Source organism: Acinetobacter sp. AOR12_HL, assembly GCF_027855275.1.
Lineage (GTDB): Bacteria > Pseudomonadota > Gammaproteobacteria > Pseudomonadales > Moraxellaceae > Acinetobacter > Acinetobacter baumannii.
Genome location: NZ_JAKTIJ010000027.1, coordinates 20,169 through 32,957, shown reverse-complemented (window position 1 = coordinate 32,957; position 12,789 = coordinate 20,169). Strand labels below are relative to the sequence as shown.

The 12,789-nt window shown below is 30.5% G+C and carries 9 protein-coding genes and 5 pseudogenes; all 14 read right to left on the bottom strand.

What is annotated here, in order from left to right; all coding sequences use genetic code 11:
• Positions 1 to 416: 416 nt before the first annotated feature.
• The 14 genes and pseudogenes from MKL36_RS13730 to MKL36_RS13665 all read right to left on the bottom strand — a co-directional run bounded on the left by MKL36_RS13730 (position 417) and on the right by MKL36_RS13665 (position 12,710).
• Positions 417 to 1,586, bottom strand: coding sequence for a tetratricopeptide repeat protein (locus tag MKL36_RS13730; protein WP_021510611.1), 1,170 nt, complete (start codon positions 1,584 to 1,586; stop codon positions 417 to 419).
• A 612-nt stretch (positions 1,587 to 2,198) separates the two neighbouring features.
• Positions 2,199 to 2,615 carry a hypothetical protein gene (locus tag MKL36_RS13725; RefSeq protein WP_021510612.1) on the bottom strand — a complete coding sequence of 139 codons (417 nt, stop codon included), beginning with the start codon at positions 2,613 to 2,615 and terminating at the stop codon, positions 2,199 to 2,201.
• Between the two features lie 141 nt (positions 2,616 to 2,756).
• Complete coding sequence (locus MKL36_RS13720) at positions 2,757 to 3,203, bottom strand: hypothetical protein (protein WP_005111712.1); 447 nt, start codon at positions 3,201 to 3,203, stop codon at positions 2,757 to 2,759.
• 15 nt (positions 3,204 to 3,218) lie between these two features.
• A pseudogene (locus tag MKL36_RS19060) lies at positions 3,219 to 3,709 on the bottom strand (hypothetical protein).
• Positions 3,710 to 3,875: 166 nt separating this feature from the next.
• Positions 3,876 to 4,314: pseudogene (locus tag MKL36_RS19055) on the bottom strand (hypothetical protein).
• A 425-nt stretch (positions 4,315 to 4,739) separates the two neighbouring features.
• Positions 4,740 to 5,177 (bottom strand): hypothetical protein, encoded by a 438-nt coding sequence (locus MKL36_RS13710; RefSeq protein ID WP_021510614.1) that lies wholly within the window; start codon positions 5,175 to 5,177, stop codon positions 4,740 to 4,742.
• Between the two features lie 2 nt (positions 5,178 to 5,179).
• Positions 5,180 to 7,784 (bottom strand): annotated as a pseudogene (locus MKL36_RS13700) (RHS repeat-associated core domain-containing protein).
• An 812-nt stretch (positions 7,785 to 8,596) separates the two neighbouring features.
• The gene (locus MKL36_RS13695; protein ID WP_021510620.1) at positions 8,597 to 8,965 is read right to left on the bottom strand and encodes a hypothetical protein; all 369 of its coding nucleotides are present in this window, start codon (positions 8,963 to 8,965) and stop codon (positions 8,597 to 8,599) included.
• 67 nt (positions 8,966 to 9,032) lie between these two features.
• Entirely contained in the window at positions 9,033 to 9,386 is a 354-nt protein-coding gene (locus tag MKL36_RS13690) for a hypothetical protein (RefSeq protein ID WP_021510621.1), read from the bottom strand.
• Between the two features lie 236 nt (positions 9,387 to 9,622).
• Positions 9,623 to 9,793: a T6SS immunity protein Tdi1 domain-containing protein gene (locus MKL36_RS13685; RefSeq protein WP_249409279.1), complete on the bottom strand. Its 171-nt coding sequence runs from the start codon at positions 9,791 to 9,793 to the stop codon at positions 9,623 to 9,625.
• Position 9,794: 1 nt separating this feature from the next.
• Positions 9,795 to 9,986, bottom strand: coding sequence for a hypothetical protein (locus MKL36_RS13680; protein WP_021510622.1), 192 nt, complete (start codon positions 9,984 to 9,986; stop codon positions 9,795 to 9,797).
• Positions 9,987 to 10,245: 259 nt separating this feature from the next.
• Positions 10,246 to 10,555 (bottom strand): annotated as a pseudogene (locus MKL36_RS13675) (DUF2345 domain-containing protein); the annotation flags it as partial.
• 431 nt (positions 10,556 to 10,986) lie between these two features.
• A pseudogene (locus MKL36_RS13670) lies at positions 10,987 to 11,547 on the bottom strand (TetR/AcrR family transcriptional regulator).
• Positions 11,548 to 12,203: 656 nt separating this feature from the next.
• Positions 12,204 to 12,710 (bottom strand): hypothetical protein, encoded by a 507-nt coding sequence (locus tag MKL36_RS13665; RefSeq protein WP_021510624.1) that lies wholly within the window; start codon positions 12,708 to 12,710, stop codon positions 12,204 to 12,206.
• Positions 12,711 to 12,789: the final 79 nt, after the last annotated feature.

The window sequence follows — 12,789 nt, the reverse complement described above, 5'->3', positions numbered from 1 at the left end:
CCATTTAATTATATATCAAAACTTAAATAAATTAATATACATTTCATATGTATTTAAACTAACAATTAAAAATATTCACCACCATATTACTACTTTCCATAAATCAAGAATTAAAAAACCATTAAACAATTAACCAAATCAAGTAGTTAAAATCAATAAAATTAAGATAAATATTTTCAAACTCAGCCTAAAAAATTCTTTACTATTATTTTTAAACTAACGTACATTAACTCATAAAACATCAAAAACTCATGACCTTATTAAAAATTAGATTACCCTACAATAATAATTTTTTTATCAAGTTATTAAAATTTCCATATTGTAATTTTAGCAATCTTATCAATAATTTCATTTAGTAAAATAATATAAAAGTAAACAAAACCATTTATATTTAAATATCATAAATACTCAAAATTTTAACTACTCTCCATATTATTTAATTCATCTAAACGTTTTTTAGCATCTTCATTGAAATTATTTACCGCTTGATAATACCACCGCTTTGCCATTTTTATATCTACGACAGCATCTTTGCCATATTCATATATTAAACCTAGTCTATATGCTGCAACACCACTTCCTTGTTTTACTGCTTTTTTATAAAAAGAAATAGCTTGTTCAATACTTTTTTCTAAAAACTTTCCATTTTCATACATCTCAGCAAGTGTAATAAGAGCATCTGGATTATCTTGTGCTATAGATCTATTTAACCATAATAATGCTGTATCTATATCTTGTTTCACGCCTAAACCATTAAGATAAGACATTCCAACATTCAGCTGCCCAAATGAATCTTGTTGATTTGCTGCTTGCTGATACCAATAGAATGCTAAAGCATAATTTTTTTCAATACCATAACCTTGTTGATACATTTTTCCAATTTTATTTTGAGAATCTATATCACCATTTTTAGCAAATTTTAGTACTTTTTCAAACATAGGGATTTCATCATAATTTATTATTATTTCATCTTTAATTATATATTTGTCATCGATAATATTAATTCCGAGATAATTGATAAATAATTCAGACAACATTAATCTAGCTAAATAGTGATGATATACATGTTGATTTTTTGAACGCACATAATAATATTTATTATAATCATCAGTTTCCTCTAAAAAAATCGGATCGACTATTTTCTCAATTTCTATTTGACCGTTTTTATAATTCTCTTTCTCATAATATGTAGTAAAATCCAACCATTCTTTCTCAAAAAATAATGGTTCTCCCTCCTGATACAAATCACTTTCTTGAATCTGTATAACCCTACGAATTTCAATATTATTTTTGTAAATTAAATAACTGTATTGATCCCAACTATCAATACATTCAAAGAAAACAACCCAATTCTGGATTAATGACTCAAGTAATAATTCTTGCCACAGCTCAGGATTATTATATGCGGACTCAAAAATATCAGCATTAGCAATAAAGATAAAATTATTGTCCAAAAAATTTACATGTATTTCTTTATATCGATCTAGTAAGATAGCCTCATGTTGCATCCATTTATAAATAATTCCTTGTATATCTTCTTTAGAACCATTAAATGGGAAAACCATTCCTGTCATACGTGTACCCATATTTCTCCTCCACTTAAATAAAAAAATATCAATATATATAATACTCTTTTATTTTCATAATTAGTTCTTACCAAATACTGATCTAAACTCAACAACTAGATCAATATTTATTTTAAAATTTTAAATAAAAAACAACTAAACTCCCATTTTAGTAATCAATATATTTTATATGATTTACTAAAATTAAATCAATAAAATTATTTTTAAATTTCACGAAGTTGATAAATCACTCAATTCTTATCTACAAACAGCTAATTTATTTATACTTTGATAATTAAAAATACTAAATACTTTGAGCTGTATTGGTAATTATTTTCCTCAAACAACGTTTCTCTGCTTAACAAAGTAAATTGACCTACAATGCAGTTTTTATTCAATTTTCAGATTCATTCCATTTATATATATTCAAAAAATATTAGTCTAAAATCTCATAAATTATATAGTCTAAAAAATAATCTAGGCCCTATATTTTATTTTATAGTACTTACTAGTAATTTATCTCTGCAGAATAATATTCCTTGTTCTTGATAATACATACTAATATCCTATTCCTTTTCAATTGGAGTAAAAGTTAACCTATCTTCTTCATTAATAATTTCTTTAGAGTAATCTTTAGGCCGAATAATCTATCTCTAACTGATATTTCTTACCATTACAAAAAACATCAGCATTCTTTACACTCTTCTCAAGAATCCAGCCATTATCTTTGATTCTAGGAACTATGTTTCTTTGATAGGTTTCCTCATTTAATCTCTCTACAGGAATTTGAACAACAAGAAAGCTTTGAGTATGAGCAAAAGCAATACCCTCATCTCTCAAAATAATTTTTTGATCGGTAAAGATTTTATCCAATTGTTCTTTAAAAAAACTTAATTTCCGTTTAAATTGTTCTGCAGGAACACTGCTATAATCATATGGGGTAGCTTCATTCGAACTTTTAAATTGAGGTTTTATTTCAACATCTTTGTTGCATCCTGATAATAAAAGACTAAGACCTGTAATCAATATCAAACAATTAATTTTAATCATAACTCCTTCTTATATTTTACGTACCAACTATTAAATTTAGATTCAATAATAATTTCAACAAATCTAATTAAAACTTAAAACCAGATTATCAAATTAAAACAAATACCACAAATTTAAGAAATTTTATTTAAATAATCAAATTTACTTACCATAATATTCCATACAATTATTAACTCCAAATTTATTATAGTATATTGCGAAATACCAATAATCTTTGTTCTTAAAATTTACTTCATCACCTTCTCTCGCATAATGTCTATCATGAATAGGATTTAATATATCTATAGAATAATTATTAGTTTTACAAAAATTATAATAATTATCGTATGAATCAACAAAATCCCACTTCTTGCTTAATAGTTTGTTTTTAATTTTATCATAATCATTAATCGAAAAATTTTCTTTATTTATTTTTATCACAATTAATTGAGTAGAGCTTTTATTTCTATCAGTATCAACTTCATATGGATATTCACTGAACAACTCCTTAGAAAGCTCTTGTAAGCTAGTTGCGCTAGTACTGCATGCTATTAGGTAACAATAGAGACCGAAAATTAATAAAGTAAATATGAATTTTCTCACAATCATAATAATTTATCCCAATCAACTATTCATATTACATACATAACGTTTATGTCTAGAATGGATAAAACCTATATTCCAATAATCTACTAACTGATTCAATGACTGTCCTTCTCCTGATTGCATAACTGTACCTATCTTTATAGGAGGAACTAACTCAAGTTGATTCATATCTCTATCACAATAAATGTAAGCTTCTTTGTATTTTTCTTTATAGTTCCAACCCCTCTTATTCAACCTACCATCTATTTTATCTATAAAATTATCACTATTTTGCTCTAGATCTTTCACTTGAAATATTAATCGTTCTGTATTATAGGAAGAAAATATTTTTTTACCTAAAATTTGATTACCAAAAATATATTCAGCATCACTTTCAAATTTTTTAATTATTATATTCTTATTTTCAACAACTGTTACTTCATTTTTTTTCTAAGATCGCATGCAATACAGCAAGTACCCATTAAAATAATAGTCATAAATTTAAAAAAGGCTTTATTCCATGTTTGCATTACTTAATCTCTCTAATCTATTATTTCTTACTAGGTTTCACAGCATCTAAAATTTACAAAATCTAGTAGTACCATTCAGATAGTATATGCCTATAATTAACTCAGAATCTACCTGTCTTTTATAGTATTACTTTTACGTATTAATAGTAAATATTTCATTTAGCATTTATTCACATAAATCATCTCCCCACTTATAGTATCGGTACAAAACCGTATTAACATCATAATTAGTTATTTTCAACTCCCTACCTTTATAATCTTGAATATCCAAAAAGGTTGGGTTCACTATATTAATTTTATTATTTAGACCTAAACAATATGTATCAACGCCCTGCCCTTTTCCTTTCAATACCCATCCATCTTTTTTTAACAGACTAATTACTTTGTCTATTTAATTAGTTTTTTGGGTAAATCAAAAGAAAAAATTTGAACTTCTGCTTTATACAATGAATTCATCATTTCAAGATTATCGCCAAATAGTTCTTTCCTCTTCAGTTCAAATGGATATTTATTAGAAGGTTGGTCATATACTCTATTAGAACAACCCATTTGTATTAAAAAAGGAAATAAAATATTAATTTTAATAATTTTTCCATATAAATTATTTACATATATTCAAACCCCATTTATTATAACTATAAGAGACTATATCTTTATCATAATCAGTCATATATAAATCGCCGTCCTTAAACGTAGATACAGTTTTAGAAGCAGGGCTAACAATATTGTTACCATTATTTAAGCCTAGACAATAGGTTTCAGAACCTATTCCAGCTTCTTTATAAGTCCAACCATCTTTTTTCAATAATTTTAGAGGTCTTATCTAACTTTAATGGCAATTCCAAGTAAGCTAATTGAGCCTCCGCACGGTTTAACGAATTAACAATTTTTACATCATTACCTACTACTTGTTTCATTTTAATTAAGAACATGTATTTGTCATCATCGTCTTTATGAATTCGTTTATAACAACCAACTTGCAATATAAAAAAGTAGAACTAACACTGAAAATATTTTTTTCATTAAGAATTTATTCACACATATTTATTCCCCATTTATCATACATGTAAGAGACACCATTCATGCTATAGTCCATTATATTTAATTCTCTTCCTTTATAGTCATAAACATTATTTGATATAGGAACAACAATATTTATTTTATTATGTAAGCCTAAACAGTAAGTATCTACGCCTTGACCATGTCCTTTTAGTACCCAGCCATCCTTTTTTAATTGACTAATTACTTTGTCTATCTGATTAGTTTTTTTGGATAAATCAAAAGAAGAAATTTGAACTTCTGCTTTACGTATTGAGTTAACAATTTCAATATTATCGCCTAACAATGCTTTCATTTTTACTTCAAATGGATACTTATCTGAAGGCTGTGGATAAATTCCACCGCCTCCACTACAACCAGTGAATGTAAAAAGCATAAAAGCTGCTAAACTCAATTTACTTAATTTCATATTTAGACCTTAATCGCTCCCGTAATGGTTCTGCCTTGCGCTTCAGCACCATATCCAAAATTAAAATCTGCATCAGGTGTACCAATACCAACCTCTAAGCCTTTCATTGTATCTGAAGTAAAATATGCTTTTATCTTATCACTAACAGCGCTTGAACCTGTATCCAGTGGAAGTACAACACCCGCTCGCACGCCCCAGATTCCACCACTAGCACTACCTGCTAATCCTTTCAAAAATATATCGGTACTGTCTGCTTGTGCCTCTTTATTTGGTTTATTAAAAATATAACCCGCCATACAACTTGCAGAAAATTTACCTTTTAACTTGGAAAGATCAGAAGCACCTAATTTTTGACTACCATCAATTATCGAAATCGCGTTACGACCAATTGCTTTCGCTCCTTTTGTATCTGGCGTTGAAGCAGTCCCTACTTGAAAAGACTTTACCATTATGTAAGTTCGTGATCTCTGCATACGCAAAAGGGCCCACACCACCTGAACAATAAACATAGTCAAATAAAGGAGCGGCTTTGAGCTTACATGTTTCACCTGTTTTTAACCAACAGTCATAATTGCGATAAGCTTCATACTCTAAATTGGATGCAGCTTTCGGACTTAAGCCTATGAGTTGTCCTCCATAAGTCGGATATAGACCAAGTGCATCCACCCATAAGGTAGGGTTCAAAACATAAGCATGATGGTTTAAACCTGCATATAAATCGATTGGGTCTTTTGTTATGTATCTTGCACTGTAGGGTTCATAATAACGATAACGGTTATAGTGCAGCTCTGTTTCACAGCCGTAATATTGCCCTTGAAAGCGTAAATTATTTTGTTCAAATGGATTATCTTGATTTACTGCTTTAATTTCTAATGCCGCGCCCCATGTATCTTGGAGAATTTTCCACACACATTCACCACGGGTATTGGTCATGTTTTGGGGTGTTCCGACCTGATCACAATGGTAAAATGTGATTTGCTCTAAATCAGCGCGCTTTTAACGAGTATTACTATTCCATACTGGGTCTTTATAAATAGAATATGGTTTTGTTTGATATTCCTGATAATCAGGAGTTTCTATCAGTTGAATAAAATCCTTATAACCTGCTTGTAATAGTAGAACAAAGCTATCAGGTTCATAAATATAGTGCTTTGTATAATTGGTCTGTGCAGATTTAAAAGACTCCCATATCATTAAATCTCCATCCCAACCAAATAAGGTTAATTCTTTGGCTGTTTTTTTGTAGAGTCGACGACCAAAGACATCGTAACCATATTCTGTAACTAGACCATTATTATCACTTCGAATAAGTCTATTTTGATTATCCCAAGTCAGTTTAAGGTTTTTGCCCGCTTGAATAATCTCTGTCACATTACCTTGAACGTCATATTGGTAGTGTTTACCTTTATAACTTTTAATAAGGTTATTTTTAATTTGTGCAGGACTTAATACCGAGTCAGAATCAATTAAGTTACCTGCTGGGTCAAAATTAAAGCTTTCTGTTTTATGTAAACTTTGAGCTGCAATTAAACGCCCAATTGGGTCATATTGATAATTGAGTTTACCCAAACGGCTATCTTCAACTTGACTAAGCAAATAGTTTTTATCGTAGTGATATTTTCTATGTGCTTGATATTGTAAATAGTCTTGAGTTTCTTGCTCAGGTTGAATGAACTGTGAACTCAATAACCCCACATCATTATATTGTTTGGTTTGCATGAGCCCATTTGCTAGTAATCGTGTTGTTTCTCTATGCAAATCATCACACTGAAATGAAACAACCTCTTGGTTATTTAAACCAATTGCATAAATATGCCCTGAACCATAAACAAGATGATTCAGTGTATGTCCATCAGGTCGAATTGTTTTAATTAAATTTCCAAGCTCATCATATTCATAACGTAATACTGCTGTAAGCGGCTTCAGTTCTGGAATTTTATAATGTTGGTGCTCTCTAACCAACTGTCCAAGTGCATTGTAATAGAAATCAATTTGGCTAACCTCATTACTGACTCGGCTCAGTTGGCGATTCAGGTTATAGTAAAATTGTTCTGTTTGTTTCTGTCCTGTGTGTAAATGGGTAAAGCTTTTCGAAGCAATTTGCCCATCTGCATAGTAGTCAAATTGGGTCAGTATATTTAGCTAACGGATTTGAAATAATCGACCATTTTCATTGTAACTATAGTGCTTTTCCTCTCCATCAAAGGCATGTTCACGTACCAGATATCCATATGGGTTATATTCAAACATGTACTCTGCTTGATTTTGGTTAATTAGCTTTTGAATGCGACCTTGTTTGTCCCATTGATAAGCTATGTTATGTCGATTGGCATCAATACGCTGCTCTAATAAGCCAACTTGATTGTACTTATATTCCGTTACTAAACCTTTGGTATCGGTATGTTTAAGTAAGCGTCCTTCTTCATCATGTTCAAAGTATTCTTTTAACCCATCTGGATAAATAAATGTTTCTAACTGGTCGTTATTTTTACTACTATAGATAAATTGTATTTTCTGCATATCGGCATTATTTTGAGAAAGTAGTTTTCCATTTCTATCATATTCTCAGTAACTACTTTTTTCAGAGCAATCACTATATGAAATCATCTGCCCCAATTCATTATACTGAATTTTCTTAACACCACCTTTGGCATCAATGACTTCAATCAGTTGACTATCATTGTTATATTTGTACTGTGTAATCTGACCTAAAGGATTGATCTCTTTGCTAACATTACCTTGAGTATCATATTCACGTTTCCAAATACTACCTTCAGCATCTTTAATTTTGATTGGCATATTATTTTTATTATATGCAAAACGAATTATCCCACCGTTTGGCTGAACAATTTTAACAAGTTGACCTTGATCATTGTATTCTTGTTGAGTCTCTCGCCCATCAAAATCGATTTGCCGAGTAATGCGCTTTTTCCCATCACGGCTATACCATGACTCACGCCCATCCGCTAAACAAGTTCGATAAGTAAACCCATCAAGATCGAAGTAATAGTAAGTTGGCACATCATAAGCGTCATAAACCGCCACTTGACGTAAGCGGGAATACCATTTTAGTTTGGTATGGAAACTGCCATCATCCGCCCATTCTTCTATCGCTTTAGCTTTGGCTTCAGTTGATTTGTACCGAATATTTCTTACCACAACCTGTAAGTACCAATAATATTGAGAAAATAGGAATAAGTTTAATTTTCATTAGAATTTCTCCTTTTTAACAATTGAAGCAAAAAATACTTTTTTCGTAATTAACTACCGCGACTAAGCAAGCTTTCAAATATTAAAATTTATTGTTAAATTTTCATTTATAAAAAGTGTAAATAAAAAATAGTCTATAATTAATAGATTATTTTTTATTTAGAAAGAAGAAAAAGTTTAATTTTACAAATTCTTAAAATTTAAAATATTTATTCCTCAACTTTGAGAGTATAGGTTTTATTTATCTCAGCATCACCACCAGCATAAAATCCCGTCGAAATATAAATAGTAAATACACCTGTGTATTTTGGAATACCTTTGATTGTAATTTGATTATAACCACTACTTTCATCTGGACTAACAGATATCCCTAAATCATCAGGAATATTATTTTTAAAATCCACATATTTATCTACTGTTTTCCCACCTGAAATATTAATAATTTGTTGATAATTTTGATTAACATGAGCTATTGGCAAACTATCAGGAGTAATCGTGTATTTCTTACCGCAGCTTGTAAGTACCAATAATATTAAAAAAATAATAGAGTAAATATAGTGATTAGATTTTCCCATCATTAGGCTATCTTCTTCCTATTAAATAGATAGAAATTTTATTTCACTTATTAAAAATTAAGGTCTCTTTTTACTTAACTGTAAAAGCATAGGTTTTATCGATTTTATTATCGCCTCCAGCATAAAACCCCACCCAAATATGAATTGTAAATGTACCTTTATACTTTGGAGTGCCCTTGACCTCAATAACATTATAACCATCTAGATCATTAGCAGGTTGAACTTTTATTCCTAATTCTTTAGGAATATTTGTTTCTAATTTAGCATAATGATCGACAACTTTTCCTCCTGATATTTCGATAGTTTGTTTGTATTCTTGATTAACGTGAGCTATTGGAAAACTATCAGGTATGATCTTATATTTCTTACCACAACCTGTAAGTATTAATAATATTGAGAAAATAGCAATCAGTTTAATTTTCATTAGAATTTCTCCTTTTTAATAATTAAATAAAAATTTTAAGGCCATTTTCTTATTCATCACCATCTAACCCTCAGTAAAGCTTCCGCAATATATCAAAATATGGACTATACTTTTTTATGACATAGTCGAATTATGTAAGGTTGCTATCAAATTTTATTTGAAGAATTTATATATAGAAAAATGAGCCTAACTCCCTTTTCTAATTACTCACATAGCATATATTTTGTTAGGCAAGATTAACTTTTCGGTTTGATACCCAAACGATCAACCTCTTTGGCAATATCCAACATCACTTGAAACTTATCTAGTTGAGCTACAAAAGGAATGTATTGGAATAAATCTACTTTTTTTATATTCTCAATAACTTGTGGCCCACCTAATACTGCTGGTGGTTCAAAGGCATAGATTTCATTCTCTTTGGGTTTGATCTTTTTTTTCTAAAGGCGCATGTTTCGCTACACCATATTCGGACTCACCTAATGCTAGGCTTAGAAACTCTGAAGATTGGATAAACTCTTGTTGTATATATCCTGATTTACTACTTAAACCTTGCCAAAACTGTTCATTTCCTGTCTCAGGTGTTTTATTTTGTTCAACCATTACTTAACACCTTTGGTTTGAATAAAATTAGAAAACCAACTTTCATCAACTGCACCTGATTTGTCATTTTCATTAAATACAGTTTCATAAAGAACTTGTGCTTTTCCAACGGGAACATCTCGAATAAAAGCTTGCCCTTTTTCATCTAAAAATCCAGTTCTTCTAGAGCCATCAGAGAGTGTTAACGTATATTTAGAACCTTTTGCAGGCGTGCCATCAGCATGAAAATATTCTAAAAATAAATCCTGTGGCTTGGGTTCAAAAACAGGTAATGACGGTAAGCTAGGCTGAACACTCGCTCCTCCCATAAACAAATGCTGTCCTGCATTGACCTGAAATTTCCCACCAGTTTTCGGAAAGATTCCTGAACCGTTTAGAGTGATTTGAGACGAGCCACCCGTAATTTTGACTTCTTTCGGGCTACTAATGATGACTTTGTCATCGGTTGATGAAATAGTAATTCCGAGTTTGCTCAACACATCCAGCGCATCTGCCTGAGCTTGTATTTCTACCTTGCCTTGCGCAGCTACTACTTTTAGCCCACTTTGCGCAGCAAAAAGGCTTAGCCTACAACTTCTGACATTTAACATATCCAATTTTGAAGGAGGAAGTGGTTATGCTTGGATATGGATATTTATAATTGTTTCCTCACTTACCTATCTTGCTTGTTTAATTGTCCTACCTATTCTTTTAAAAAAGTATATTCAGGCTCTCTCTACTCTTGTGGTCATATTTGGAATACTAGGTCTCTTCAGCTTATCTTTTATTACATCTCTATAAAAAATAAATAATTATTTGATTTTTTTAAATATTCTTATTTTTATAATCAAATAATTTTTACCGAAATAAACTCAATAACTTACTATTGCACTCATCATGGCTTACTAATTTTTTCTGTGAGTCATATAATTAGACTCAAAAGAATATTCTGTTAGTTTTATTGTTAGAACTAATATTTTTATAGCCATATTACATAAACCTTTATACTCTAAACATTTATTTATCTTAAATAAGTAGGTTTAAAAAACCGCTCCAACACCTCATCCCTCTCACTCAAACTATTGGTACTTAAAAACCCAAAAATCAAACCATCTATTAGGTTTAAAACCATATCGGCATCAGGTTTTAAAGCACGAGTTTCCAAACTAAAAATTAGGTCAAAAAATTCTCGAATTAGCCATTTTCTATACTCGATTGCCATACGGTAAGCCTGAGGATATGTCCCTTTAATTTCAAAAAAGGCTTTAAGTAATAAATGGTACAGACTATTCAAGTTGACATGTAAAACCACAATTTCTTTGAGCTTATCAGTTGGCGTGCAGTAACGGTTTGAGTAAATAATCGCGAGTACTTCTTCTTTCAGTAGGCATTTTTGAAAAGCGATGCACATTTCTATAAGTCATTCTTTTGAGTGAAAATAATTATAGAGCGTAGCTTTCGGAATTTCGGATTTTTTAACAATCAGATCTACACCCGTGGTGTGAAATCCATAGGTAGTAAATAAGTTTATAGCCGTACGAATAACATGTAATTTTTTGGAAGAGGTTTCTAAATTTGGCATAGTTTTACCGTTATAAATTCTTGTTGTTTCTAAAAGAGATACTTTTTTGGGAGAAAAAAGGCACAGCAAAGCCATAAAGACTGTGCTTGGCACATCTCAAGTTTTATAGTTAATGCAAGTTTTTTGAGCCGTAATGACTTAAAGCATGAAAACCCTACAGGTGATCAAGCTGCTTTAAATTTTTAAGTTGTGTCGTTATAGCTTATGGCAATGAGTGCCAAGAAATAATGGATGTGCAAAGCCAACTCCTTTTTATTGGGAGTTCTGCCAAAACATTTAAATTATGGTGGCAGAACGAAAGGGGATTCGCAGACTGGAAACAAAGGAACCAGCACACCAGAGGTGTCCCCCTTCCGCCCTACCGTAGAGAAAAAGGGGGCGAACGAGTTCCCGACACACAAAACAAGAATTTTGCATATCGACTTTGTTTTCCCGGTCTGCGACAACCGGCTGGCAATGTGGCCAGCATGCGAAGAATAGTATTCCACCCTCTTGTAGTCAAGCATACAAAATGACATTTGATTTAAATTAGATCATTAAAAAGTAAGAATAAATAATTAACAAGTTATTATTAATTTGAGGTTTATAAAGCAGCTTAGTGATAGGCTGCTTTGAATGTATGCAAGTATTTTGTATGAGGGAGGATTATTTTGATTTTAGAAATAGTTTGAAAAGCGACCTCTAATAATCTTTGATTGTTTCTTTTTAAGAAGAATTAAAAATCCCCAATAACATAGACCAGGAAATAATATAAATATAATAAAAGTTATATGGGTATACATCATCCACCATTTTAGAGGTGCTTCTCCCTCCATAGATTCCATATAATTTATTTTTGGAGGAATTTCTCCTGTAAAAAACCATCCTAAGAAAAAGAAAAATAGAGATGTAATAATTACCGAATTAATACAGATGGTCCACAAGTTTAGATAATTATAATGATTTAAAAGAATGGAAAAAATAAAGCTAAAGGGTACGGTCAAAATACAATAAGCTAAATAAACAAGACTATAACCTACAATACTAAGAAAAAATGCAAAAAAGATATCTAAGCTAAGTCTAACGTTATCCACATCCATAAATTTAAAAAAGAAATGCCATAAAAGTAATGGCAATGGAGTAAGCAATAAAGCTTTTTTAATTTGTTCACTTGAGTATTTCATTAACTTGATGTTCTTATGTATTCAACAATCATATTATGATTATATATTATTAAAGAAGGCCATAAATAATTCACTTAAT